The sequence below is a fragment of the Streptomyces lincolnensis genome (assembly GCF_001685355.1).
GTDB classification, from domain to species: Bacteria; Actinomycetota; Actinomycetes; order Streptomycetales; family Streptomycetaceae; genus Streptomyces; species Streptomyces lincolnensis.
This window is the reverse complement of the sequence record NZ_CP016438.1, coordinates 1,988,354-2,013,990: the sequence shown is the minus strand read 5'-3', so window position 1 is coordinate 2,013,990 and position 25,637 is coordinate 1,988,354. Positions and strand designations below refer to the sequence as shown.

Genomic DNA, 25,637 nt, shown 5'->3' with positions numbered 1-25,637 from the left:
CACATGAGCAAGATCCTGATCCGTGGTGCGAAGGTCCTCGGCGGCGAGCCGCAGGACGTGCTGATCGACGGTGCGGTCATCGAGGCCGTCGGCACGAACCTCCCGGCCGAGGGCGCCGAGGTCGTCGAGGCCGACGGCAAGGTGCTCCTGCCGGGTCTGGTCGACCTGCACACGCATCTGCGCGAGCCCGGCCGCGAGGACTCCGAGACGGTCCTGACCGGTACCCGCGCGGCCGCCTCCGGCGGATTCACCGCCGTGTTCGCCATGGCCAACACCTTCCCGGTCGCCGACACCGCCGGTGTGGTCGAGCAGGTCTGGCGGCTGGGCCGGGAGTACGGCTACTGCGACGTGCGGCCCATCGGCGCGGTCACCGTCGGCCTGGAGGGCAGGAAGCTCGCCGAGCTGGGTGCCATGCACGAGTCGGCGGCCGGCGTGACCGTCTTCTCCGACGACGGCAAGTGCGTCGACGACGCCGTGATCATGCGGCGCGCGCTGGAGTACGTGAAGGCCTTCGGCGGGGTCGTCGCCCAGCACGCGCAGGAGCCGCGGCTGACCGAGGGCGCCCAGATGAACGAGGGCATCGTCTCCGCCGAGCTCGGGCTCGGGGGCTGGCCCGCGGTGGCCGAAGAATCGATCATCGCCCGGGATGTCCTGCTCGCCGAGCACGTCGGCTCCCGCGTGCACATCTGCCACCTGTCGACCGCCGGCTCGGTGGAGATCGTGCGCTGGGCGAAGTCCCGCGGCATCGACGTCACCGCCGAGGTCACCCCGCACCACCTGCTGCTCACCGACGAGCTGGTGCGCACGTACAACCCGGTCTACAAGGTCAACCCGCCGCTGCGCACCGAGCGCGACGTGTACGCCCTGCGGGAGGCGCTCGCCGACGGCACGATCGACATCGTCGCCACCGACCACGCCCCGCACCCGCACGAGGACAAGGACTGCGAGTGGGCCGCGGCCGCCATGGGCATGGTCGGCCTGGAGACCGCGTTGTCAGTGGTCCAGGAGACGATGGTGGACACCGGGCTGATCGACTGGGCCGGGGTCGCCGACCGTATGTCCGTCAATCCCGCCCGGATCGGGCAGGCGCAGGGCCACGGGCGTCCCGTCTCGGCAGGTGAGCCCGCCAACCTCACGCTCGTCGACACGGCTTACCGTGGGTCCGTGGACCCCGCGGGCTTCGCCTCGCGCAGCCGCAACACCCCGTACGAGGGGCGTGAGCTGCCGGGCCGTGTCACGCACACGTGGCTCCGGGGCAAGGCCACGCTCGTCGACGGGAAGCTCACGTGACACCTGCAACTCTGCTCGCGACCGGATTCGGCGCCGACCTCGCGGCCGAACAGAAGTCGGCCGAGGTGACCGACTGGGCCGCCCGCGTCGGCTGGCTCGTCGGACTCGCCCTCTTCGTCGCGCTCGTCTACTGGCTGATGCGCGAGGGCTGGAAATGGCGCGGCACGCTCCAGGGCGACCTGCCCGAGCTGCCCAGCGCGCCGGACGACCCCGGCCCGGCGAAACTGAGCATGAGCGGCCGCTACCACGGCTCCACCACCGCAGGACAGTGGCTCGACCGCATCGTGGCGCACGGCCTCGGCACCCGCAGCCGGGTCGAGCTCACGCTGACGGACGCCGGACTCGACGTCGTCCGCCCCGGCGCGGCCGACTTCTTCGTCCCGACCGGGCAGCTGCGCGAGGCCCGGCTCGACAAGGGCATCGCCGGCAAGGTCCTGACCGAGGGCGGGCTGCTCGTGGTGACCTGGGCGCACGGCGACAGGCTGATCGACTCCGGGTTCCGCTCCGACCACGCGGCCGAGCACAACGAGTGGGTCGACGTCATTAACTCCATGATCAACAAGACGGAAACGGAAGGCGCACGATGACGACCTCCACGAAGGGGACCGCCTCGCAGAGGAAAGAGGTGTCTCCCGCGGTACTCGTCCTGGAGGACGGCCGGATCTTCCGCGGCCGTGCCTACGGGGCCGTGGGGGTGACCTTCGGTGAGGCGGTGTTCTCCACCGGCATGACCGGCTACCAGGAGACCCTCACCGACCCGTCGTACCACCGCCAGGTCGTCGTGATGACCGCCCCGCACGTCGGCAACACCGGCGTCAACGACGAGGACGCCGAGTCGCAGCGGATCTGGGTCGCCGGCTACGTCGTGCGCGACCCCGCGCGCGTGCCCTCCAACTGGCGCTCGCGCCGCTCCCTGGACGAGGAGCTCACCCGGCAGGGCGTCGTCGGGATCTCCGGCATCGACACGCGCGCGTTGACGCGCCACCTGCGTGAGCGCGGCGCCATGCGCGTCGGCATCTTCTCCGGCAACGCGCTGCCCGACGACGGCACCATGCTCGCCGAGGTCCGCCAGGCCCCCGAGATGAAGGGCGCGAACCTCTCCGCCGAGGTCGCCACCAAGGAGACGTACGTCGTCCCCGCGATCGGCCCCGACGGCGAAGCCGTCCCGATTGGCACAGCGAAGTTCACCGTCGCCGCCGTCGACCTCGGCATCAAGGGCATGACCCCGCACCGGATGGCCGAGCGCGGCATCGAGGTGCATGTGCTGCCCGCCACGGCGACCGTCGAGGACGTGTACGCCGTGAACCCGGACGGCGTGTTCTTCTCCAACGGCCCCGGCGACCCGGCCACCGCCGACCACCCGGTCTCCGTCATGCGGGCGGTCCTGGAGCGAAAGACGCCGCTCTTCGGCATCTGCTTCGGCAACCAGATCTTGGGCCGCGCCCTCGGCTTCGGCACCTACAAGCTGAAGTACGGCCACCGCGGCATCAACCAGCCGGTGCAGGACCGTACGACCGGCAAGGTCGAGGTCACCGCGCACAACCACGGCTTCGCCGTCGACGCCCCGCTCGACAAGGTGTCCGACACCCCCTACGGCCGCGCCGAGGTCTCCCACGTCTGCCTCAACGACAACGTGGTGGAGGGCCTCCAGCTCCTCGACCAGCCGGCCTTCAGCGTCCAGTACCACCCCGAAGCGGCAGCCGGCCCGCACGACGCCGCCTACCTGTTCGACCGCTTCACGTCTTTGATGAGCACAGCTCAGTTGGAGGGCCAGCGTGCCTAAGCGCACCGATATCCAGTCCGTCCTGGTCATCGGCTCCGGCCCGATCGTCATCGGCCAGGCCGCCGAGTTCGACTACTCCGGCACCCAGGCCTGCCGCATCCTGCGCGCCGAGGGACTCAGGGTCATCCTGGTCAACTCCAACCCGGCGACGATCATGACCGACCCGGAGATCGCCGACGCCACCTACGTCGAGCCGATCACCCCGGAGTTCGTCGAGAAGATCATCGCCAAGGAGCGCCCCGACGCCCTGCTGCCCACCCTGGGCGGCCAGACGGCCCTCAACACGGCGATCTCGCTGCACGCGGCCGGGACGCTGGAGAAGTACGGCGTCGAGCTCATCGGCGCCAACGTCGAGGCCATCAACAAGGGCGAGGACCGCGACCTCTTCAAGGACGTCGTCGAAGCGGTGCACGCGAAGATCGGGCACGGCGAGTCCGCCCGCTCGGTCATCTGCCACTCCATGGACGACGTCCTCAAGGGCGTCGAGACGCTCGGCGGCTACCCGGTCGTCGTCCGCCCGTCCTTCACCATGGGCGGCGCCGGCTCCGGCTTCGCCCACGACGAGGAGGAGCTGCGCCGCATCGCGGGCCAGGGCCTCACGCTCTCCCCGACCACCGAGGTGCTCCTTGAGGAGTCCATCCTCGGCTGGAAGGAGTACGAGCTGGAGCTGATGCGCGACAAGAACGACAACGTCGTGGTCGTCTGTTCCATCGAGAACTTCGACCCCATGGGCGTCCACACCGGCGACTCGATCACCGTCGCGCCCGCGATGACACTGACCGACCGCGAGTACCAGCGCCTTCGTGACGTCGGTATCGCGATCATCCGTGAGGTCGGCGTCGACACCGGCGGCTGCAACATCCAGTTCGCGATCGACCCGGTCGACGGCCGGGTGATCGTCATCGAGATGAACCCGCGCGTCTCGCGCTCCTCGGCCCTGGCCTCGAAGGCGACCGGCTTCCCGATCGCCAAGATCGCGGCCAAGCTCGCCGTCGGTTACACCCTCGACGAGATCCCGAACGACATCACGCAGGAGACCCCGGCCTCCTTCGAGCCCACCCTCGACTACGTGGTCGTCAAGGCCCCGCGGTTCGCCTTCGAGAAGTTCCCGAGCGCGGACTCCACCCTCACCACCACCATGAAGTCGGTCGGCGAGGCCATGGCCATCGGCCGCAACTTCACCGAGGCCTTCCAGAAGGCGCTGCGCTCGCTGGAGAAGAAGGGCAGCCAGTTCACGTTCGTCGGCGACCCCGGCGACAAGGAAGCGCTGCTCGCGGAGTCCGTCCGTCCCACCGACGGCCGGATCAACACCGTCATGCAGGCGATCCGCGCGGGCGCCACGCCGGAGGAGGTCTTCGAGTACACGAAGATCGACCCCTGGTTCGTCGACCAGCTCTTCCTCATCAAGGAGATCGCCGACGAGCTCGCCGCGGCGCCGAAGCTGGACCCCGACCTGCTGGCCGAGGCCAAGCGGCACGGCTTCTCCGACCAGCAGATCGGCGAGATCCGCGGCCTGCGCGAGGACGTCGTGCGCGAGGTGCGGCACGCGCTGGGCGTGCGCCCGGTCTACAAGACGGTCGACACCTGCGCCGCCGAGTTCGCCGCGAAGACGCCGTACTTCTACTCCTCCTACGACGAGGAGACGGAGGTCGCCCCGCGCGAGAAGCCGGCCGTCATCATCCTGGGCTCCGGCCCCAACCGCATCGGCCAGGGCATCGAGTTCGACTACTCCTGCGTCCACGCCTCCTTCGCGCTGAGCGAGGCCGGCTACGAGACCGTTATGGTCAACTGCAACCCGGAAACCGTCTCCACGGACTACGACACCTCCGACCGGCTGTACTTCGAGCCGCTGACCCTGGAGGACGTGCTGGAGATCGTCCACGCCGAGTCCCTGGCGGGCCCGATCGCCGGCGTCGTCGTCCAGCTGGGCGGCCAGACCCCGCTGGGCCTGGCCCAGGCGCTGAAGGACAACGGCGTGCCGATCGTGGGCACCCCGCCGGAGGCCATCCACGCAGCCGAGGACCGCGGCGCCTTCGGCCGCGTGCTCGCCGAGGCGGGTCTCCCGGCCCCCAAGCACGGCACCGCCACCACCTTCGCCGAGGCCAAGGCCATCGCCGACGAGATCGGCTACCCGGTCCTGGTCCGGCCGTCGTACGTCCTCGGCGGACGCGGCATGGAGATCGTCTACGACGAGACCCGGCTGTCGTCCTACATCGCCGAGTCGACCGAGATCAGCCCCTCCCGGCCGGTCCTGGTCGACCGCTTCCTCGACGACGCGATCGAGATCGACGTCGACGCGCTCTACGACGGCACCGAGCTCTACCTCGGCGGGGTCATGGAGCACATCGAGGAGGCCGGCATCCACTCCGGCGACTCCGCGTGCGCCCTGCCCCCGATCACGCTCGGCGGCTTCGACATCAAGCGCCTGCGGGCCTCGACGGAGGCCATCGCCAAGGGGGTCGGCGTACGCGGCCTGATCAACATCCAGTTCGCGATGGCCGGCGACATCCTCTACGTCCTGGAGGCCAACCCGCGCGCGTCCCGTACGGTCCCCTTCACCTCGAAGGCGACCGCGGTGCCGCTGGCGAAGGCCGCCGCCCGGATCTCGCTCGGCGCGACCATCGCCGAACTCCGCGCGGAGGGGCTGCTTCCGGCGAACGGCGACGGCGGCGAACTCCCGCTCGACGCGCCGATCTCCGTCAAGGAGGCCGTCATGCCGTGGTCGCGCTTCCGCGACGTGCACGGCCGCGGCGTCGACACGGTCCTCGGCCCGGAGATGCGTTCCACCGGCGAGGTCATGGGCATCGACGCCGTCTTCGGCACGGCCTACGCCAAGTCGCAGGCCGGCGCCTACGGCCCGCTGCCCACCAAGGGCCGCGCGTTCATCTCGGTCGCCAACCGCGACAAGCGCTCGATGATCTTCCCGGCGCGTGAACTCGTCGCCCACGGCTTCGAGTTGCTCGCCACCTCCGGCACGGCCGAGGTCCTCAAGCGCAACGGCATCAACGCCACGGTGGTGCGCAAGCAGTCCGAGGGCGTCGGCCCCAACGGCGAGAAGACCATCGTCCAGCTCATCCACGACGGCGAGGTCGACCTCATCGTCAACACGCCCTACGGAACCGGCGGCCGCCTCGACGGCTACGAGATCCGTACGGCGGCCGTGGCGCGGTCGGTGCCGTGTCTGACGACGGTCCAGGCGCTCGCCGCCGCCGTCCAGGGCATCGACGCGCTCAAGCACGGCGACGTGGGCGTCCGCTCGCTCCAGGAACACGCGGAACACCTGATCGCGGCCCGCGACTAGCAGCCCTGAGGGGGACACCGGAAACGGTGTCCCCCTCTTGGTGAGGACACCATTCTTGGTGAGGACAGCATGTACAAGATCTTTTTCCGTCTCGTCTTCCAGCACATGGACCCGGAGGAGGCCCACCACCTGGCCTTCCGCTGGATCCGCCTCGCCGCCCGCGTCCCCGTGCTGCGCACCTTCCTCGCCGCCGCGCTCGCGCCCCGGTACAAGGAACTGCGCACCGAGGCCTTCGGGCTGCGCATGCACGGCCCCTTCGGGCTCGCGGCCGGCTTCGACAAGAACGCCGTCGCCATCGACGGCATGTCGATGCTCGGCTTCGACCACGTGGAGATCGGCACGGTGACGGGGGAGGCCCAGCCCGGCAACCCCAAGCGGCGGCTCTTCCGCCTCGTGAAGGACCGCGCGCTGATCAACCGCATGGGCTTCAACAACGACGGCTCGCTGGCCGTGGCGGCCCGCCTGGCGTCCCGTGAGCCCGTCTTCAGGACGGTCGTCGGGGTGAACATCGGCAAGACCAAGGCCGTTCCCGAGGCGGAGGCCGTCGACGACTACGTGAAGTCGGCCGAGCGGCTGGCACCGTACGCCGACTACCTGGTCGTGAACGTGTCGTCGCCCAACACGCCCGGTCTGCGCAACCTCCAGGCCACCGAGGCGCTGCGCCCCCTGCTGAGCGCCGTCCGCGAGGCCGCCGACCGCCGGGTCGCCTCGCGCCACGTCCCGCTCCTCGTGAAGATCGCCCCCGATCTCGCGGACGAGGACGTGGACGCGGTCGCCGACCTGGCCGTCGAGCTCGGTCTGGACGGGATCATCGCCACCAACACCACCATCGCGCGCGAGGGCCTCGGTCTGACCTCCGCGACCTCCCTGGTGAAGGAGACGGGCGGCCTGTCCGGCGCGCCCCTGAAGGCCCGCTCCCTGGAGGTCCTGAGGCGCCTGTACGCGCGCGTGGGCGACCGGATCACCCTCGTGGGTGTCGGCGGCGTGGAGAACGCCGAGGACGCCTGGCAGCGCATCCTGGCGGGCGCCACGCTGGTCCAGGGCTACAGCGCCTTCGTCTACGAGGGCCCCTTCTGGGGTCGCGCCATCCACAAGGGGCTGCTGGCACGCCTGCGCACGAGCCCGTACGCCACCCTCGCCGACGCGGTCGGCGCCGACGTGAGGAAGCCGGTATGACCCTGGAGCCCTTCGGCACGCGCCTGCGCCGGGCGATGGACGAGCGCGGCCCGCTCTGCGTGGGCATCGACCCGCACGCGTCCCTGCTGGCCGAGTGGGGCCTGGACGACGACGTGGCGGGCCTGGAGCGGTTCAGCCGTACCGTCGTCGAGGCGATGGCCGACCAGGTCGCCGTCCTGAAGCCGCAGAGCGCCTTCTTCGAGCGCTTCGGATCGCGTGGCGTCGCCGTCCTGGAGAAGTCGGTCGAGGAGGCGCGGGCGGCCGGCGCCCTGGTCGTGATGGACGCCAAGCGCGGCGACATCGGCTCCACCATGGCCGCCTACGCCGAATCCTTCCTCCGCGAGGACGCCCCGCTCTTCTCGGACGCCCTGACCGTCTCGCCGTACCTCGGCTACGGGTCGCTCTCCCCGGCGATCGCCCTGGCGCGCGAGAGCGGCGCGGGACTGTTCGTGCTGGCGCTGACCTCCAACCCGGAGGGCGGCGAGGTCCAGCACGCGGTCCGCGCGGACGGCCGGAGCGTCGGAGCGACGATGCTGGCGCACCTGGCGGCCGAGAACACGGGGGAGGAGCCCCTCGGCTCCTTCGGGGCCGTCGTGGGCGCCACGCTCGGCGACCTGTCGTCCTACGACCTGGACATCAACGGTCCGCTCCTGGCGCCCGGCATCGGCGCCCAGGGGGCCACGCCGGCCGATCTTCCCGCGGTCTTCGGGGCGGCGGTGCGCAATGTCGTCCCGAACGTCAGCCGGGGGGTGCTGCGGCACGGCCCCGACACCGGTGCGCTGCGCGCGGCCGCGGACCGGTTCGCGGAGGAGATCAGGGCCGCGGTGGCCTCCGCGTGAGTGTTCCGGATGCTTCGGTCAAGTCCTCCGATGAGTGGTTCGGGGCCGACTTGAGTCTGAATACATTCTCAAATCCGGGGCAGTATGTCTGAAATGTCTGGCCTGGCAAAGGCTGACCAGGACTTTTCCGCTGTTCTCGCTGACTCTGGCGCCCTTGGCCGCTAGTCTCCGACGAGAGTCAACGGGCAAGCGTGTTGCTCGTGGCTCGCCAGGTGTGGGGCGACTAGGTTCCTCACCGGTCCGTATCCGACAGTTCGACATCCGAGGTGACGTAGGCGTGGCTCTTCCGCCCCTTACCCCTGAACAGCGCGCAGCCGCGCTCGAAAAGGCCGCCGCGGCTCGCCGGGAGCGGGCCGAGGTCAAGAATCGACTCAAGCACTCCGGCGCCTCCCTGCATGAGGTCATCAAGCAGGGCCAGGAGAACGACGTCATCGGCAAGATGAAGGTCTCCGCGCTGCTTGAGTCCCTGCCGGGCGTGGGCAAGGTCCGCGCCAAGCAGATCATGGAGCGACTCGGCATCTCCGAGAGCCGCCGTGTGCGCGGCCTCGGTTCCAACCAGATCGCCTCCCTGGAGCGTGAGTTCGGCAGCACCGGTTCCTGAACCGGGTCACTCCGGGGAGGGAGTCCCGGGCACTCCGGGATTGCTGGAATAATCGCTGCATGAGTGAACGTCCGCGGCTGACCGTGCTCTCCGGCCCCTCCGGGGTCGGCAAGAGCACGGTCGTCGCCCATATGCGCAAGGAACACCCCGAGGTCTGGCTCTCGGTGTCGGCGACGACCCGCAAGCCCCGCCCCGGCGAGAAGCACGGTGTCCAGTACTTCTTCGTCACCGACGAGGAGATGGACAAGCTGATCGCCAACGGGGAGCTGCTGGAGTGGGCCGAGTTCGCCGGCAACCGCTACGGCACGCCGCGTGCGGCCGTGCTGGAGCGGCTGGAGGCGGGCGAGCCCGTCCTTCTGGAGATCGATCTCCAGGGGGCCCGGCAGGTCCGCGAGTCCATGGCGGACTCCCAGCTGGTGTTCCTGGCTCCTCCCTCCTGGGAGGAGCTCGTGCGCAGACTGACCGGACGGGGCACCGAGCCGCCCGAGGTGATCGAACGCCGTCTTGAGGCGGCCAAGATCGAACTGGCGGCCGAACCCGAGTTCGACGTGACCTTGGTCAACACCTCCGTCGAGGACGTGGCTCGCGAGCTGCTAGCCTTGATGGATGTTGTGTGATCACTAGTGGTGTGCCCATGAGTACTCGGGCCGCCGGTGCCGTGATCACGACCGATCTTTTCCCATCCATCGGAAGGTAGAGCGTGTCCTCTTCCATCTCCGCGCCCGAGGGCATCATCAACCCGCCGATCGACGAGCTCCTCGAGGCCACCGACTCGAAGTACAGCCTCGTGATCTACGCGGCCAAGCGGGCCCGCCAGATCAACGCGTACTACTCGCAGCTCGGCGAGGGCCTCCTCGAGTACGTCGGTCCGCTGGTGGACACCCACGTCCACGAGAAGCCGCTCTCGATCGCCCTCCGCGAGATCAACGCGGGTCTGCTGACGTCCGAGGCCGTAGAGGGCCCGGCGCAGTAAGTAGCATTTTCAGCTTTGAGCTGGCTTGTCCACAGGCCCGGCAGTGCCACTGTCGGGCCTGTGGTCTGCTCGGGGGTGTGGGGGTCGGCCCCCACCGTGATGCAGCATGGAGCCGTACGTTGCCGAGCCGGGGAGAGACGTGGACAAGCCGAAGGTCGTGCTGGGGGTCAGCGGGGGCATCGCCGCCTACAAGGCCTGCGAGCTGTTGCGCAGGCTGACCGAGACGGGCCACGACGTGCGCGTCGTCCCCACCGACTCCGCCCTGCACTTCGTCGGCGCCGCCACCTGGTCCGCGCTGTCCGGCAACCCGGTCTCGACCGAGGTGTGGGACGACGTCCACGAGGTCCCGCACGTCCGTATCGGCCAGCACGCCGACCTGGTGGTCGTCGCCCCGGCGACCGCGGACGTGCTCGCCAAGGCGGCCCACGGCCTCGCCGACGACCTGCTGACGAACACCCTGCTCACCGCCCGCTGCCCGGTCGTCTTCGCGCCCGCCATGCACACGGAGATGTGGGAGCACCCGGCCACCCAGGAGAACGTGGCGACACTGCGCCGCCGCGGCGCCGTCGTCATCGAGCCGGCCGTCGGGCGCCTCACCGGCGTCGACACCGGCAAGGGCCGGCTGCCCGACCCGACGGAGATCTACGCCCTCTGCCGCCGCGTACTCGCCCGGGGCGTCACCGAACCCGACCTCAAGGGCCGCCATGTCGTCGTCAGCGCCGGCGGCACCCGCGAGCCCCTGGACCCGGTCCGCTTCCTCGGCAACCGCTCCTCCGGCAAGCAGGGCTACGCCCTGGCCCGCACCGCCGCCGCGCGCGGGGCCCGGGTGACGCTGCTCGCGGCCAACACCGCCCTGCCGGACCCGGCGGGCGTGGATGTCGTCCCGGTCGGCACGGCCGTCCAGCTGCGCGAGGCGGTCCTGAAGGCCGCCGCGGACGCCGACGCGGTCGTGATGGCCGCCGCGGTCGCCGACTTCCGGCCGGCGGCGTACGCGGAAGGCAAGATCAAGAAGAAGGACGGCCACGACCCGGACCCGATCGTGCTGGTGCGGAATCCGGACATCCTCGCGGAGATCTCGGCCGACCGCGCCCGCCCCGGCCAGGTCGTCGTCGGCTTCGCCGCGGAGACCGACGACGTGCTGGCCAACGGCCGCGAGAAGCTGCGGCGCAAGGGCTGTGACCTCCTCGTGGTGAACGAGGTGGGGGAGCGCAGAACCTTCGGCTCCGAGGAGAACGAGGCCGTGGTCCTGGGCACCGACGGCAGTGAGACGCCGGTCCCGCACGGCCCGAAGGAAGCGCTGGCCGAAACCGTGTGGGATCTGGTGGTCCAGCGCCTGAAGTGAAGGTTCGCCCTGTCCCAGGCATCGCTGGAGTCGCGCAGATTGAGGCGTGGCGCCCCTGGCCAACCCCGCTCGGGATTGGGCAGAATGCCCGTGCCGCAGGTCACAGCACTCCCGAGTGTCGAGACAGGGAGGCCGATGGCCGGGCACGACCGATAAACTGTTCTCGGACGGTGCCGGGCGCAGCTCCCGAGCCCGTCCGCCCATGATCAGCCAGCAGCCGCTGCAACCCCAGGGAGCGTTGTGTCCCGTCGCTTGTTCACCTCGGAGTCCGTGACCGAGGGTCACCCCGACAAGATCGCTGACCAGATCAGCGACACCATCCTCGACGCGCTGCTCAAGGAGGACCCGTCGTCCCGGGTCGCCGTCGAGACGCTGATCACCACCGGCCTGGTGCACGTGGCCGGCGAGGTCACCACCAAGACCTACGCACCCATCGCGCAGCTGGTGCGCGACAAGATCCTGGAGATCGGCTACGACTCCTCCAAGAAGGGCTTCGACGGCGCCTCCTGCGGCGTCTCGGTGTCCATCGGCGCGCAGTCCCCGGACATCGCCCAGGGCGTCGACACCGCCTACGAGCAGCGTGTCGAGGGCGACGAGGACGAACTCGACAAGCAGGGCGCCGGCGACCAGGGCCTGATGTTCGGCTACGCGTGCGACGAGACGCCGACCCTGATGCCGCTGCCGATCTTCCTGGCGCACCGCCTGTCCAAGCGCCTCTCCGAGGTCCGCAAGAACGGCACCATCCCCTACCTGCGCCCCGACGGCAAGACGCAGGTCACCATCGAGTACGACGGTGACAAGGCGGTCCGTCTGGACACGGTCGTGGTCTCCTCGCAGCACGCCAGCGACATCGACCTGGAGTCGCTGCTCGCCCCCGACATCCGTGAGTTCGTCGTCGAGGCGGAGCTGAAGGCGCTCCTCGACGAGGGCATCAAGCTGGAGACCGAGGGCTACCGCCTCCTGGTGAACCCGACCGGCCGCTTCGAGATCGGCGGTCCGATGGGCGACGCCGGCCTCACCGGCCGCAAGATCATCATCGACACCTACGGCGGCATGTCCCGCCACGGCGGCGGCGCCTTCTCCGGCAAGGACCCGTCCAAGGTGGACCGCTCCGCGGCGTACGCGATGCGCTGGGTCGCCAAGAACGTCGTCGCCGCGGGCCTCGCCACCCGCTGCGAGGTCCAGGTCGCCTACGCCATCGGCAAGGCCGAGCCGGTCGGTCTCTTCGTCGAGACCTTCGGTACCGCGAAGGTCGACACCGACAGGATCGAGAAGGCGATCGACGAGGTCTTCGACCTCCGCCCGGCCGCCATCATCCGCGACCTCGACCTCCTGCGCCCGATCTACGCCCAGACCGCGGCCTACGGCCACTTCGGCCGCGAGCTCCCCGAGTTCACCTGGGAGAAGACGGACCGCGTGGACGCGCTGCGGAAGGCGGCGGGGCTGTAAGGTCCCACGGCTTGCCATGAGGCCCGGTGCCCCTTCGGGGGCGCCGGGCCTTGGTGTTTCACGGGTCCGGGGACATGTCGAGAAAGCGATTCCGGCCATGAGGGGAGGGCTGGGCGCTTCGGGGGCTCGGGCGGGGGCGTTGTCAGTCGGGTTTGGTAAGAATGCAAAGGTGAGCAGCGAGGATGAGGGTGTGGAGCGCTCGGGGGAGGCCGGGGCGCCGGAGCAGCTTGCCCTTATTCGGGAGAGTGTGCGGAAGGCTCAGGTGCCGCGGGCCAAGCCGCGGACCTGGCGGGGGGCCGCGCTGGCCAAGGAGCTGCCTGTCGCCCGGGTGCTGGTCGACAAGGGCGTGCTGCATCTTGACCGGTACTTCGACTACGCGGTGCCGGAGGAGCTCGATGAGCAGGCGCAGCCCGGGGTGCGGGTCCGGGTGCGGTTCGGGGCCGGGCGGCATCGGGTGCGGGACGGGCGGCGTGAGGGCGGGGGGCTGATCGACGGCTTTCTCGTGGAGCGGCTGGCCGAGTCGGACTACTCCGGGCCGTTGGCGGCGCTGGCTCAGGTCGTCTCGCCCGAGCCGGTGCTCGGCGCGGAGCTGTTGGGGCTGGCCCGTGCCGTGGCGGACCGGTACGCGGGGAGTCTGGCCGATGTGTTGCAGCTGGCGGTTCCGCCGCGCAGCGCGCGGGCCGAGCAGCGGCCCTCGCCCGACCCGCTGCCCCCTCCCGGGGTGCCCGACGTGGGGTCCTGGGGGCGGTACGAGCGCGGGGGCGCGTTTGTCGAGTCCCTGGCCTCGGGGGGCGCGCCGCGGGCCGTGTGGAACGCCCTGCCGGGCCCCGAGTGGAGCGAGGAGCTGGCGCGGGCCGTCGTGGCGACGCTGGCCTCCGGACGCGGGGCGCTCGTCGTCCTGCCGGACGGGCGGGCGGTGGCGCGGGTCGACGCCGCGCTGACCGCGCTGCTGGGGGAGGGGCGTCACGCGGTGCTCACCGCCGACGCCGGACCCGAGAAGCGGTACCGGGAGTGGCTCGCCGTGCGCCGGGGGGCCGTCCGGGCCGTCATCGGGACCCGGGCCGCCATGTTCGCGCCGGTACAGGATCTTGGTCTGGTCGCCGTCTGGGACGACGGTGACGACAGCCACAGCGAGCAGCACGCACCCCAGCCCCATGCCCGCGAGGTGCTCCTGCTGCGGGCCGCCCAGGACAAGTGCGGCTTCCTGCTGGGCAGTTGGAGCTGCACCGTGGAGGCCGCGCAACTCGTGGAGAGCGGCTGGGCCCGACCCCTGGTCGCCACCCGGGACCAGGTGCGGGCCGCCGCACCCCTGGTCAGGACGGTGGGGGACGGTGACCTCGCGCGCGACGAGGCGGCGCGGGCCGCCCGCCTGCCGACGCTCGCCTGGCAGGCCGTCAGGGAGGGGCTGCGGCACGGGCCGGTGCTCGTGCAGGTGCCCCGGCGGGGCTACGTGCCGAGAATGGCGTGCGCCAACTGCCGTGCCCCGGCCCGGTGTCGGCACTGTGCCGGACCCCTGGAGGGCCAGGAATCCGGGGCCGCGCTGCGATGCGGGTGGTGTGGGCAGGGGGAAGGCGCCTGGCACTGCCCGGAGTGCGGCGGCTTCCGGCTGCGGGCGCAGGTCGTGGGCGCGCGGCGGACCGCCGAGGAGCTGGGCAGGGCGTTTCCGGCGGTCGCGGTGCGGACGTCGGGGCGCGAGCACGTGCTGGACACCGTGCCGTCGGCGCCCGCGCTGGTGGTGAGCACGCCGGGTGCCGAACCCGTCGCCGAGGGCGGCTACGCGGCCGCCCTGCTGCTGGACGGCTGGGCCATGCTCGGACGGCCCGACCTGCGCGCCGGTGAGGACGCGCTGCGGCGGTGGATCGCGGCCGCCTCACTCGTACGGCCGCAGGGCGCGGGGGGCACGGTCGTGATCGTCGCCGAGCCCACGCTGCGGCCCGTGCAGGCGCTGGTGCGCTGGGATCCGGTGGGCCACGCGGTGCGCGAGCTCGCCGAGCGGGGCGAGCTGGGGTTCCCGCCGGTGTCGAGAATGGCGGCCGTGTCGGCGACCGCCGAGGCCGTCGCGGAATTCATGGGCGCAGTGGAACTGCCCTCGGACGCCGAGGTGTTGGGACCGGTGCCGCTGCCCGTCACGGGCCCGGGACGCCCGCGGCGGGTGGGCGGACCGCCCCCGGGGGAGCACTGGGAGCGCGCGCTGATCCGGGTGCCCCCGGGCAGCGGGGCGGCGCTGGCCGCCGCGCTGAAGGCCGCACAGGCGGCTCGGATGGCGCGCGGGGGCGGGGAGGCCGCGGTGCGGGTGCGGATCGATCCGCCCGACATCGGGTGAGCGGGGGCGGCGTGCATCGGCCTCCGGCCGGCGGGGGGTAGCAGGGGGTCCGCCCCGGGTGAGCAGGGTGGCGCGCGTTTCCGGCCTCGGACGAGTCGGGGGCGGTGTACATCCCCGGACCAGAAGACGACAGCCCCCGTCCGCCCCGGATGCGCAGGGTGCCGCGCGCATCCGGCTTCGGAGCAGCCGGGGGCGGCACACATCGGCCTCGGACCAGTAGGAGACGGCACGCGTCCGCTCCGGACCGGCAGGGTGCCGCGCGCATCCGGCCGCGGATCAGCCGGGGCAGCACGCCCGTGTCCTCGGACGAGCGGAGGCCGGCACACGTCCGCCCCAGACGAGCAGAGTGCCGCGCACACCCGGCTGCGGATCAGCCGGAGCGGCACACCCCGCCCCGGACCAGCAAGGCCCGGCACAAGCCCGCCCCAAGTGAGTACACGGACCATGTACCCGTTCACCACCGCGCACCGCACCGTCGTGGACCACGCGGACGCGATCGGCGTACGACATGCGTCTGCCCTCCCGGGGCGCGTGCCGGGAGGGCAGGGAAGCAGGGGGGAGTCAGCCGTTGCGAGGGCCGGGGAAGGCGGTGGGCCTGGCCTCGTCGCGGAGGGTCGGGCTGCCGGCGGTCGGCTGGGTCGGCATGGAGCGGGCGGCGGGGACCGTCGGCACGGTGGAGATGCCGGTACCGACGTTGACGGGGTGGGAGCTCGTGGTGTCCGTGGCCCGCTCGGTCTCGGCGGCCGCCTGGGCGGTGGCGCGACGGGCGCCGTAACGGCGGTGCACCGCCTGCTTGGTGACTCCGAGGGCGGAACCCACCGCGTCCCACGAGAACCCGAGCGAACGGTCGAAATCCACCGCGGCCGTGACCAGGGTCTCGACACTGTCCCGCAGTTCCTGGGCGAGACGCACCGTCGGGGCGGGGGCGCGTCCGTAGACGACGAAGCCCGTGGAGGGACCGGAGCGGCGCGGGCGGTAGACGTTGCCCAGCTGGGCGGTGAGCGTGCGCAGTGCGTCCACCTGCCGGCGGACCCGCTCGATGTCCCGCACCAGCAAGTGCAGGCTGGCCCGAGCCTGGGCGTCGTGGGTTGCGTGGTCGGCCATGAACAAGCCTCTCGAACCGGCGATGAAAAGGTCGGGCCGCGCGATGTGCGGCCCGCTGTGGTCAACTCTTTCTTGACCAACGCGTGGGCGCTCCGCTGGTCACGCACCGGGGGCGTAGGGGCATATGCGTGCGCCCCGGCCGGGGGGTGCGCGCCGCGATCACCGCAGGCGGCGCCGCGTGGCACACGGGCGCCATACACTTGTGCGTTGCCCGCAGTCGCCGCCCGAGAGGCCCGAACCCACCCATGAAGCTGGTCTTCGCCGGTACCCCCGAGGTCGCCGTTCCCGCCCTGGACGCTCTCATCGCCTCCGGGCGGCACGAGGTGGCCGCCGTCGTTACGCGGCCCGACGCGCCGGCCGGGCGCGGGCGCCGACTGGTCGCGAGCCCCGTCGCCGAGCGGGCCGAGGAGGCCGGGATCGAGGTGCTGAAGCCGGTGAAGCCGCGGGACCCCGAGTTCCTGGAGCGGCTGCGCGCCATCGCCCCCGACTGCTGTCCCGTCGTGGCCTACGGCGCCCTGCTGCCCAGGGTCGCCCTCGACGTCCCCGTCCACGGCTGGGTCAACCTGCACTTCTCGCTGCTGCCCGCCTGGCGCGGGGCCGCGCCCGTGCAGCACTCCATCATGGCGGGGGACGAGATCACCGGTGCCTCGACCTTCCTCATCGAGGAGGGGCTCGACTCCGGACCGGTCTACGGCACGGTCACCGAGGAGATCCGGTCCACCGACACCAGCGGTGACCTGCTCACCCGGCTCGCCTTCGCCGGCTCCGGGCTGCTCGCCGCCACCATGGACGGCATCGAGGACGGCACGCTGAAGGCCGTACCGCAGCCGGCCGAGGGCATCACCGTGGCTCCGAAGATCACCGTAGAGGACGCCCAGGTGGACTGGGGCACGCCCGCGCTGCGGGTGGACCGGGTGGTGCGCGGGTGTACGCCGGCGCCCGGGGCGTGGACCGTCTTCCGGGGCGAGCGGCTCAAGCTGATCCAGGTCCGGCCCGTCCCCGAGCGGACCGACCTCGCCCCCGGTGCGCTCGCCGTGGGGAAGAACAGCGTCCACGTCGGTACCGCGTCGTACGCGATCGAGCTGCTGTGGGTGCAGGCCCAGGGCAAGAAGCCGATGAAGGCCGCCGACTGGGCGCGCGGGGTGCGCATCGGCGAGGGCGAGACCCTCGGAGCGTGAGGCGGGGGCGGCGGACTTACGCTTGGTGCGTCGCCTCTTCTGAAATCCGGAGCACCTTTTTCGTGAGTGACCAGCCCCGTCAGCCCCGTAGTCCCCGCAAGCCCGGCAAGCCCTACCGCCGGCCCCAGAAGGACCCCGTCCGCATGCTCGCCTTCGAGGCGCTGCGGGCCGTGGACGAGCGGGACGCGTACGCCAACCTCGTCCTGCCGCCGCTGCTGCGCAAGGCGCGCGAGAAGGGCGACTTCGACACACGGGACGCGGCGCTGGCGACGGAGCTGGTGTACGGGACGCTGCGGCGGCAGGGGACGTACGACGCGATCATCGCCGCGTGCGTCGACCGGCCGCTGCGGGAGGTCGACCCGCCCGTGCTCGACGTGCTCAGCCTGGGTGCGCACCAGCTGCTCGGGACGCGCATCCCCACGCACGCCGCGGTCTCGGCCTCCGTCGAGCTCGCCCGGGTCGTGCTCGGCGACGGGCGGGCCAAGTTCGTCAACGCCGTGCTGCGGAAGATCGCGCAGAACGATCTCGACGCGTGGCTGGAGAAGGTCGCGCCGCCCTACGACGAGGACCCCGAGGACCACCTCGCCGTCGTGCACTCGCACCCCCGCTGGGTCGTCTCCGCGCTCTGGGACTCGCTCGGCGGTGGCCGGGCCGGCATCGAGGACCTGCTGGCGGCCGACAACGAGCGGCCCGAGGTGACCCTGGTCGCCCGGCCCGGGCGGGCCACCGCCGAGGAGCTGCTGCGGGAGGACGCGGCGGTGCCGGGGCGCTGGTCGCCGTATGCCGTACGGCTGGCCGAGGGCGGGGAGCCCGGTGCCGTGGAGGCCGTACGGGAGAACCGGGCCGGGGTGCAGGACGAGGGCAGCCAGCTCGTCGCGCTGGCGCTCGCCAACGCGCCCCTGGACGGGCCGGACGAGAAGTGGCTCGACGGATGTGCCGGGCCCGGTGGCAAGGCCGCGCTGCTCGCCGCTCTCGCCGCCGAGCGCGGGGCCCTGCTGCTCGCCTCCGAGAAGCAGCCGCACCGGGCGGGACTCGTCGCCAAGGCGCTCGACGGGAACCCGGGGCCGTATCAGGTCATCGCCGCCGACGGGACCCGGCCGCCGTGGCGGCCCGGCTCGTTCGACCGGGTGCTGATGGACGTGCCGTGCACGGGCCTGGGCGCGCTGCGGCGGCGGCCCGAGGCCCGCTGGCGCCGGCGGCCGGACGACCTCGACGGGTTCGCGCCGTTGCAGCGGTCCCTGCTGCACACGGCCCTCGACTCCGTGCGGGTCGGCGGAGTCGTCGGCTACGCCACGTGCTCGCCGCATCTCGCGGAGACCCGGGCGGTGGTCGACGACGTCCTCAAGCAGCGTCCGGAGGCCGAACTCGTCGACGCGCGGCCTCTGTTGGCGGGCGTGCCGGAACTCGGTGAGGGACCGGACGTCCAGCTGTGGCCGCATCTGCACGGCACCGACGCGATGTATCTGGCTCTCATCCGCCGGACGGGCTGACCAACTCGCCACGAGGCTTGGCTAGTCGGGTGAGCGCGGGGCCGTCGTGGCCGGTTGCTCGGTTCCCCGTGCCCCCGGATGGGGCTCCTCCTCCTTGGCCAGGGCGTGTGGCCACCACACCTTCGGGCCCACGTCCAGGAACAGGGACGTCACCAGCACCGATCGCACGATGAAGGTGTCCAGGAGGACTCCCAGGGCGACCGCGAAGCCGATCTCCGCGAAGGCGACCATGGGGAGCGTGCCGAGGGCGGCGAAGGTGCCGGCGAGGACCAGGCCGGCGGAGGTGATGACCGCGCCCGTCGCGGCGAGGCCGGTCACCACGCCGGGGCGGGTGCCCTGGCGGGCCGCCTCCTCGCGGATACGGGTGGTCAGGAAGATGTTGTAGTCGATGCCGAGGGCCACCAGGAAGACGAAGACGAACAGCGGGAAGTCCGTCGACTCGCCCGCGTAGTCGAAGAGGTACCGGAACGCGAGCGCGCTGATGCCGAGGGCCGCCGCGAACGACAGGATCACCGTCCCGACCAGCAGCAGCGGGGAGATGAGCGCGCGCAGGAGCGCGCACAGGATCAGCAGGACGACGACCAGCACCAGCGGGATGATCAGGATGTTGTCGTGCGTGGTGGCCCTGTCCATGTCCAGCAGGGCCGCCGTACCGCCGCCCACCTGGGCGTCGGCGTCCGGCACCGCGTGCACGGCGTCCCGGACCCGTTCCACGGTCTGCTTCGCGGCCTCGCTGTCGGCCGGGTCGGTCATGGTGGCCTCGAACAGCACCTTGCCCTCGAAGGAGGGTTTGGTCCCCGGGGGCAGGCCGAGCGACTCGGGGACGACTCCGCGCGTGGCGGCGACGGCCTCGCCGACCTGCCGGGCCTGTGCCTCGTTGCTGATGACGACGAGCGGATCACCGCTGCCCGCCGGGAAGTACCGCGCGGACACCTCCTGGCCGACGATCGAGTCGGGTTTCCCGGTGAACGCGTCCGCGTTGCTGATGCCCTCCGCGCGCAACTGGATCAGTCCGAGCGAGCAGATCGCCAGGATCGCCGCCGTGACACCCCAGACCATGCGGGGACGGGCGGAGATACGGCCGCCCATCCGGGCCCAGAGCCCCCGGTCCGCCGGGTTCGGCGTGCCGAGGTGGGGGATCGCCGGCCAGAAGATCCAGCGGCCGAAGACCACCAGCAGGGCGGGGAACAGGGTCATCATCGCCAGCAGGGCGACCGCGACACCGATCGCGGCGACCGGGCCGAGGCCGCGCGTCGAGTTCATCTCCGCCGCGAGCAGCACCAGCATGCTCAGTACGACGGTCGCGCCGGAGGCGATCACCGCCGGGCCCGCCCGGTGCAGGGCGAGGGCCATCGCCTCGTGCCGGTCCTCGTGCCGGCGGAGCTCTTCCCGGTACCGGGCGACCAGCAGCAGGGCGTAGTCCGTCCCCGCGCCGAAGACGAGAACGGTGAGGATGCCCGCGCTCTGGCCGTTGACCGTCAGGCCCGCGTGCTCCGCGAGCAGGTAGATCAGGGCCTGCGCGGTGAACAGGGCGGCGATCACCGACAGCAGCGGGACCAGGAGCAGGGAGGGGCTGCGGTAGGTGATCAGCAGCATCACGATCACGACCGCCATCGCCGAGATCAGCAGCGTGGAGTCGATGCCCTCGAACGCCTCGGAGAAGTCCGCCGAGGTGCCGCCCGGGCCGGTGATGTGCACGGCCAGTCCGGCACCGCCGTCGCCGACGTCGTCCCGGATGGCGTCGACCGCCGGCGCGATCCGCTCCCAGCCCTTCTCGTCCATGGTGATCGGCACATAGATCTGGGCCGCGCGCGGATCGGCCGGCCGGTCGAAGGTGGGGCCCCTGGTCTCCGCGCCGCGGATGCCGTGATCCGTCAGCCGCTTGAGTTCGGCCACGTCCTCGGTGATCCGCGCCCGGTCCTGTGCCGTCAGGCCGCCGTCACGGGCGTACACCACGATCGCCGGGATCTGTTCCGGCCTGAAGTCCTCCGACAGATCCAGGACCTGGGTCGACTCGGCGGATCCGGGCAGCCACGACGAGGCGTCGTTGTCCTGCGCGTCGGTCAGTTTCTGGGCGAAGGGCGCCGTCAGGAACAGCAGGATGAGCCACAGCACCAGGACGACCCACTTGGCGCGCCGCCCGCAGACGAGGTGCGCGATTCCCTGCTTCGCGGTCCCCTGCTTCGCCGTCCCTCGCTTCGCGGTCCCTTGCTTCGCGGTCCCTTGCTTCTCAGTCATACCCACCCCCGCAACCGCGCCTCTTCACAGGCGCGGGACTGTGACACAAGCGGCTCCGCCGCGCGGGCGCGATCAGCCACAGACGGCCCGAAGCGGACAAACGACCGTACCCACCGCCGACCGATGCGGCCAAGCCCCGGAGGGCATGGCAGGCTTGGGTCATGGCCGCGCAGATCAACCCCAGCATTCTGTCCGCCGATTTCGCCCGCCTCGCGGACGAGGCGAAGGCGGTCGCGGGAGCCGACTGGCTCCACGTAGACGTGATGGACAACCATTTCGTCCCGAACCTCACGCTCGGTGTGCCGGTCGTAGAGTCTCTGGCCCGTGCGACGGACACTCCGCTGGACTGCCATCTGATGATCGAGGCCCCCGATCGCTGGGCGCCCCAGTACGTCGAGGCGGGGGCCGGTTCCGTCACCTTTCATGTGGAGGCGGCCGCCGCGCCGGTCCGGCTCGCCCGGGAGATCCGGGCCAAGGGGGCCCGCGCCTCCATGGCGCTGAAGCCGGCGACACCGATCGAACCGTACGAGGATCTGCTCCCCGAGCTCGACATGCTGCTGATCATGACCGTCGAGCCCGGCTTCGGGGGGCAGGCGTTTCTCGACATCATGCTCCCCAAGATTCGCCGCACCCGCGAGTTGATCAGCAAGCACGGGCTCGAACTGTGGCTCCAGGTGGACGGCGGAGTCTCGTCCTCCACCATCGAGCGGTGCGCCGACGCGGGCGCCGACGTCTTCGTCGCGGGCTCGGCGGTCTACGGGGCGTCCGACCCGGCAGAGGCGGTACGTGCATTGCGCACACAGGCCGAGGCGGTCACCGCCAAGGCCTCCTGGGCGTGCGACCACTGAACCAAGGGAACGTGAACGGCTCTCATCGGAGCTGATCAAGTCCGCCGCATCTGCAAGGATGAACGGTGAATCCAGAGTGTGAACAGCAGTGAGGAGATCGCCGTGTCGGGTATGTCGGCGGGCCGGTCAGCCATGCGGATGGGACCCGCTGAGCTGGTGCAGGCGGCGGCCATGGCCCGCCGCTTCTACCTAGAGGGGAAGTCCAAGATCCAGATCGCCGAGGAGTTCGGCGTCAGCCGCTTCAAGGTGGCCCGGGTCCTGGAGACCGCCCTCGAACGGGATCTCGTACGCATCGAGATCCGCGTGCCGGCCGAGCTGGACGCCGAGCGCTCCGACGCGCTCCGCGCCCGCTACGGCCTGCGGCACGCCGTCGTGGTCGAGTCTCCGGCCGAGGTGGAGGAGGCGACGTCCCCCGACCCGGAGAACCTGGGGGAAGTGGCCGCCGACCTGCTCGGCGAGCTCGTGAACGAAGGTGATGTGCTGGGGCTGGCCTGGGGCCGGTCCACCATCCACATGGCCGCGGCCCTGGACCGGCTGCCGCCGTGCACGGTGGTGCAGCTGACGGGCGTGTACGACGCCGGGACCGCCGAGCGCGGCTCCGTCGAGGCGGTCCGCCGGGCCGCTCAGGTCTCCGGTGGCGACGCGCACCCCATCTACGCGCCGATGCTGCTGCCGGACGCGGCCACCGCTCAGGCGCTGCGCCACCAGACCGGGATCGCCCGGGCCTTCGAGTACTTCGACAAGGTCACGGTCGCCTGCGTCTCCATCGGCTCCTGGGAGCCGGGCATCTCCACGGTGCACGACATGCTCAGCGACGAGGAGCGCGGTCACTACGCCTCGCTCGGGGTCGCCGCCGAAATGTCCGCGCACCTCTTCGACGCCGAGGGCCGCCGGGTCGGCCGGGACCTGGGCGAGCGGTGCATCACCGTCAAGGCCGACCAGCTCCGCCGGGTCCCCGAGGTCGTCGCGATCGCGGGCGGGCAGCGCAAGGCGGCGGCGATCGACGCGGTGCTGCGGTCCGGGCTCGTCACCAGCCTGGTGACGGACACGTCGGCGGCCGACTACCTGATGACGGCGGGGACGACGCCGAAGCCGGCGCTGAACAGGGCGGACCCCGACGGGATCTGACGGGCTCGGGCGCAGGGCCGCGAGGGACGGCCGCGGCGGCACGGACACGTGCCGCCGCGGCCGTCCCTCGTGTGCGTGTGCGGTGGCGCGTTGCCAGGCGGCGCAGCGGCGGGATCTACTGGACCGATGATCATCACGACTCGTTCAGGGCGGTACTGAGATGACGGACCACGTGGTCACGCTGGACCTCGACGGGGTCACCGACAAGGCGGGTCTCATGGACCGTTGCGCTCGCGCCCTGGAGCTGCCCGACTGGTTCGGCCGGAACTGGGACGCGCTGGCCGACTCCCTCGGCGACCGGTCCGTCCGGCCCGAAGGCTCGGCGGACCAGGAGCTGCTGCTCGTCGTGCGGAACTGGCGGCCGTACGCCGAGGCGCGCCCGGACGAGTGGGCGATCGCCCAGGAGGTGTTCACCGAGGCGTCCGAGGGCGCGACGGGGCTCACCGTGGCGCTCGCCCTGGGCCGGCCGCTGCCCTGACGGCATATCAACTCCCATGCGGGGATAGGTTCGTGCCGTGACGCGCGAGGCAGTGGACCTGAACGGGAGTCAGTGACGGATGGTGTACCAGATTCCGCCGGAGCCGGCGCACTTCGTCGATCGCGAGGACGTGCAGGCCCGCGTGCTGCGGCTCGTCGAGGAACGGCACGGGACGACGGCGTCCGGCGCCCGGCCCCTGTGCCTCGCGGTGAGCGGCTACGGCGGTGCGGGCCGGACGGAGCTGGCCTTCCGCCTGGTCCGCAGGGTCGCGGAGAGATACCCGGACGGCGTCCTGTACGTGGACCTCGACGACGTACGCCGGGACGGCGTGGTGGAACTCTCCGACGTCCTCGGCGACCTCCTGCGCGCGCTCGGCGCGGACTGGATCGCCCCCGTGTTCCGGGAACGGGCGCGGCAGTACTGGTCGTTGACCCATGGCAAGCGGCTCGCGCTGATCGTCGACAACGCGCGCTACGGCACCGAGGCCGAGTCCCTGCTGCCCGCCTCGGGCGAGAGCCTGGTGATCGTCACCAGCCATGGTCCGCTGTACGACCTCCAGGCCGGGGCGGCCGTGGAGCTTGCGGTGGACCCGCTGGCGGAGGCGGACGCGCTGGAGCTGCTGGAGCGGGTCGCGAGGGACCCGCGGCTCGCCGCGGAGCCGGACGCGACCCGTGAGCTGCTGGCGCTGTGCGGCGGGCTCCCCGCCGCGCTGCATGTCGCCGGGCTCTGGCTGCGCCGCCATCCGGGGCGCCCGCTGCCCCGGCTGCTCAAGGCGCTGACGGCCGAACTGCACGACAAGGGCCTGCCGATGGTCGAGCGCGTGTGGGACGCGGCCTACCGGGGCCTGAGCGAGGAGGCGGCCCTGCTGTACCGGCTGCTGGCCGACTTCCCCGGCCCCTCCTTCACCCTCGCGGCGGCCGACGCGCTGCTCGGCCGGGGCGCGGAGGCAGCCGAGGACGCGCTGGACGAGCTGCGGGCCGCCGGACTGCTCGACGGGGCCTCCGAGGACGGCCGGGAGCGGCTGCCGGAGCTGCTGCGCGCCCACGCCGGACGGCGGGCCCGGGCCGACGGCGACGCGGGCGACCGGGACGCGGCCCGCCGGCGGCTCGTGCGGTGGTACGTGCGCCAGGCGCAGCGGGCGGACACGGTGATCGCGGGGTCCCGGCTGAAACTGGCCGCCGAGATGCCGCCCGTACCCGGCACGTACGACGTGCTGTTCGAGCGGGTCGACGACAGCACCGGCGTATCGGCCAAGCGCCGTGCCTACCAGTGGCTGGAGGCCGAGCGGCACGCGCTGTTCGGCTGTGTCCGTCTCGCGTACGAGGCGGGAGCCGCCGAGGACTGGGGTACGGCCGAGGCGTGGGCGCTGTGCGAGCCGCTGTGGACGCACTTCCTGGACCATCCGCACTACGCCGACCACATCGAGGCCTTCCGCACGGGCGTGGCCGCCGCGCAGCGCGCCGGTGACGTCCCGGCGCTGGTCCGCATGCGCTGCCAGCTGGCCCGGCCGCTGTGGGAGCAGGGCGAGTTCCAGGCGGCCGAACGGGAGATGGCGCAGGCCCTGGACGCCGTTCGGGCCGGGCTGGGGCGGTCGGACGAGGAGCGCAGGCTCGGCGCCTCCACCACCGAGTTCCGCGGGATGCTGCGGGCGGCCCAGGGCGACTGGGCGGGCGCGGCGGCCTGTTTCGAGGAGTCGCGCGCCGTGCACGAGGAGATCCGCAACGGCTACGGCGTCACGCTCCAGACTTACCGGCTGGGCGAGGCCCTGGCCCATCTCGGTGAGCTGGACCGGGCGGCGGAGCTGCTGGCACGCGCCCGGGCGGACTTCGCGGCGGACGACCGGGCCCGGCTCGCCTCCCGCGCGGAGTTCGCGCTGGCCGGTGTCCTGGTCCGCCTCGACCGGACGGAGGAGGCCCGGGCGCTGTACCTGGCCGCGCTGGAGGGGACGCGGGGCCGTGGCGGTTCCCGGGACGAGGCCCGGGTGCTGGACGCCCTCGCCGAACTCGCCGAGGGGGAAGGGCGTCAGGGCGAGGCGAGCGAGCACCGGGCCGCGGCGGCCGCCGCACGGGAGCGGTCCGGGCTGGCCTGAGCCGGCC

The 25,637-nt window shown here is 71.9% G+C and carries 20 protein-coding genes; 18 read left to right on the top strand and 2 right to left on the bottom strand.

The features are described 5' to 3' along the window. Positions 1-3 precede the first annotated feature (3 nt). The 12 genes from SLINC_RS08840 to SLINC_RS08785 all read left to right on the top strand — a co-directional run bounded on the left by SLINC_RS08840 (position 4) and on the right by SLINC_RS08785 (position 15,077). Positions 4-1,290, top strand: coding sequence for a dihydroorotase (locus SLINC_RS08840; protein WP_067428911.1), 1,287 nt, complete (start codon positions 4-6; stop codon positions 1,288-1,290). Next, complete coding sequence (locus tag SLINC_RS08835) at positions 1,287-1,877, top strand: PH-like domain-containing protein (protein ID WP_182449150.1); 591 nt, start codon at positions 1,287-1,289, stop codon at positions 1,875-1,877. Before SLINC_RS08840 ends, SLINC_RS08835 begins: the two co-directional genes overlap by 4 nt. Continuing rightward, positions 1,874-3,073, top strand: coding sequence for a glutamine-hydrolyzing carbamoyl-phosphate synthase small subunit (carA, locus tag SLINC_RS08830; RefSeq protein WP_067428908.1), 1,200 nt, complete (start codon positions 1,874-1,876; stop codon positions 3,071-3,073). Before SLINC_RS08835 ends, carA begins: the two co-directional genes overlap by 4 nt. Then, positions 3,066-6,374: a carbamoyl-phosphate synthase large subunit gene (carB, locus tag SLINC_RS08825; protein ID WP_067428905.1), complete on the top strand. Its 3,309-nt coding sequence runs from the start codon at positions 3,066-3,068 to the stop codon at positions 6,372-6,374. The genes carA and carB overlap by 8 nt, the downstream gene beginning before the upstream one ends. Positions 6,375-6,443: 69 nt before the next feature. Further along, positions 6,444-7,550: a quinone-dependent dihydroorotate dehydrogenase gene (locus SLINC_RS08820; protein ID WP_067428902.1), complete on the top strand. Its 1,107-nt coding sequence runs from the start codon at positions 6,444-6,446 to the stop codon at positions 7,548-7,550. Beyond that, a complete protein-coding gene (pyrF, locus tag SLINC_RS08815) occupies positions 7,547-8,389 on the top strand; it encodes an orotidine-5'-phosphate decarboxylase (RefSeq protein ID WP_067428899.1) in 843 nt (280 codons plus the stop codon). The genes SLINC_RS08820 and pyrF overlap by 4 nt, the downstream gene beginning before the upstream one ends. Before the next feature lie 277 nt (positions 8,390-8,666). Next, complete coding sequence (locus SLINC_RS08810; RefSeq protein ID WP_003977346.1) at positions 8,667-8,990, top strand: integration host factor; 324 nt, start codon at positions 8,667-8,669, stop codon at positions 8,988-8,990. Continuing rightward, entirely contained in the window at positions 8,987-9,607 is a 621-nt protein-coding gene (gene gmk, locus SLINC_RS08805; protein ID WP_467053074.1) for a guanylate kinase, read from the top strand. Before SLINC_RS08810 ends, gmk begins: the two co-directional genes overlap by 4 nt. Before the next feature lie 83 nt (positions 9,608-9,690). Continuing rightward, a complete protein-coding gene (gene rpoZ / locus SLINC_RS08800) occupies positions 9,691-9,963 on the top strand; it encodes a DNA-directed RNA polymerase subunit omega (protein ID WP_003988945.1) in 273 nt (90 codons plus the stop codon). A 139-nt stretch (positions 9,964-10,102) separates the two neighbouring features. Next, the gene (coaBC, locus tag SLINC_RS08795) at positions 10,103-11,305 is read left to right on the top strand and encodes a bifunctional phosphopantothenoylcysteine decarboxylase/phosphopantothenate--cysteine ligase CoaBC (RefSeq protein ID WP_067428887.1); all 1,203 of its coding nucleotides are present in this window, start codon (positions 10,103-10,105) and stop codon (positions 11,303-11,305) included. Positions 11,306-11,545: 240 nt separating this feature from the next. Next, positions 11,546-12,754 (top strand): methionine adenosyltransferase, encoded by a 1,209-nt coding sequence (gene metK / locus SLINC_RS08790; RefSeq protein ID WP_067428885.1) that lies wholly within the window; start codon positions 11,546-11,548, stop codon positions 12,752-12,754. A 169-nt stretch (positions 12,755-12,923) separates the two neighbouring features. After that, positions 12,924-15,077, top strand: coding sequence for a primosomal protein N' (locus tag SLINC_RS08785; RefSeq protein ID WP_067428881.1), 2,154 nt, complete (start codon positions 12,924-12,926; stop codon positions 15,075-15,077). Between the two features lie 561 nt (positions 15,078-15,638). Here the strand turns inward: SLINC_RS08785 and SLINC_RS08780 are convergent. Then, positions 15,639-16,181: a hypothetical protein gene (locus SLINC_RS08780; protein WP_067445170.1), complete on the bottom strand. Its 543-nt coding sequence runs from the start codon at positions 16,179-16,181 to the stop codon at positions 15,639-15,641. A 245-nt stretch (positions 16,182-16,426) separates the two neighbouring features. Between SLINC_RS08780 and fmt the strand changes: the two genes are divergently transcribed. Together fmt and SLINC_RS08770 are read left to right on the top strand one after the other, a co-directional pair. After that, positions 16,427-17,359 (top strand): methionyl-tRNA formyltransferase, encoded by a 933-nt coding sequence (gene fmt, locus SLINC_RS08775; protein WP_067428878.1) that lies wholly within the window; start codon positions 16,427-16,429, stop codon positions 17,357-17,359. A gap of 62 nt (positions 17,360-17,421) precedes the next feature. After that, positions 17,422-18,849, top strand: a complete 1,428-nt coding sequence (locus tag SLINC_RS08770; protein WP_067428875.1) for an RsmB/NOP family class I SAM-dependent RNA methyltransferase — start codon at positions 17,422-17,424, stop codon at positions 18,847-18,849. Positions 18,850-18,870: 21 nt separating this feature from the next. Here the strand turns inward: SLINC_RS08770 and SLINC_RS08765 are convergent, their stop codons facing one another. Continuing rightward, positions 18,871-21,087, bottom strand: a complete 2,217-nt coding sequence (locus SLINC_RS08765; RefSeq protein WP_079164462.1) for an MMPL family transporter — start codon at positions 21,085-21,087, stop codon at positions 18,871-18,873. 161 nt (positions 21,088-21,248) lie between these two features. Here SLINC_RS08765 and rpe point away from each other — a divergent pair, with 161 nt between their 5' ends. The 4 genes from rpe (at position 21,249) to SLINC_RS08745 (ending at position 25,630) form a co-directional block, all read left to right on the top strand. Beyond that, on the top strand, positions 21,249-21,935 hold the full coding sequence (rpe, locus tag SLINC_RS08760) for a ribulose-phosphate 3-epimerase (RefSeq protein WP_067428872.1): 687 nt from the start codon (positions 21,249-21,251) through the stop codon (positions 21,933-21,935). 78 nt (positions 21,936-22,013) lie between these two features. Beyond that, entirely contained in the window at positions 22,014-23,063 is a 1,050-nt protein-coding gene (locus tag SLINC_RS08755; protein WP_067428869.1) for a sugar-binding transcriptional regulator, read from the top strand. A 160-nt stretch (positions 23,064-23,223) separates the two neighbouring features. After that, positions 23,224-23,541, top strand: coding sequence for a barstar family protein (locus SLINC_RS08750; RefSeq protein WP_067428866.1), 318 nt, complete (start codon positions 23,224-23,226; stop codon positions 23,539-23,541). A 79-nt stretch (positions 23,542-23,620) separates the two neighbouring features. Further along, positions 23,621-25,630: an NB-ARC domain-containing protein gene (locus SLINC_RS08745; protein ID WP_067428863.1), complete on the top strand. Its 2,010-nt coding sequence runs from the start codon at positions 23,621-23,623 to the stop codon at positions 25,628-25,630. Positions 25,631-25,637: the final 7 nt, after the last annotated feature.

What these genes read in the sequence shown, in the direction of transcription:
- SLINC_RS08750 (WP_067428866.1), top strand. Translation starts at nt 23,224, where the DNA reads ATGACGGACCACGTGGTCACGCTGGACCTCGACGGGGTCACCGACAAG.
- SLINC_RS08840 (WP_067428911.1), top strand. Translation starts at nt 4, where the DNA reads ATGAGCAAGATCCTGATCCGTGGTGCGAAGGTCCTCGGCGGCGAGCCG.
- fmt (WP_067428878.1), top strand. Translation starts at nt 16,427, where the DNA reads ATGAAGCTGGTCTTCGCCGGTACCCCCGAGGTCGCCGTTCCCGCCCTG.
- SLINC_RS08745 (WP_067428863.1), top strand. Translation starts at nt 23,621, where the DNA reads ATGGTGTACCAGATTCCGCCGGAGCCGGCGCACTTCGTCGATCGCGAG.
- carA (WP_067428908.1), top strand. Translation starts at nt 1,874, where the DNA reads ATGACGACCTCCACGAAGGGGACCGCCTCGCAGAGGAAAGAGGTGTCT.
- pyrF (WP_067428899.1), top strand. Translation starts at nt 7,547, where the DNA reads ATGACCCTGGAGCCCTTCGGCACGCGCCTGCGCCGGGCGATGGACGAG.
- SLINC_RS08780 (WP_067445170.1), bottom strand. Translation starts at nt 16,181, where the DNA reads ATGGCCGACCACGCAACCCACGACGCCCAGGCTCGGGCCAGCCTGCAC.
- rpe (WP_067428872.1), top strand. Translation starts at nt 21,249, where the DNA reads ATGGCCGCGCAGATCAACCCCAGCATTCTGTCCGCCGATTTCGCCCGC.
- SLINC_RS08820 (WP_067428902.1), top strand. Translation starts at nt 6,444, where the DNA reads ATGTACAAGATCTTTTTCCGTCTCGTCTTCCAGCACATGGACCCGGAG.
- SLINC_RS08765 (WP_079164462.1), bottom strand. Translation starts at nt 21,087, where the DNA reads ATGACTGAGAAGCAAGGGACCGCGAAGCAAGGGACCGCGAAGCGAGGG.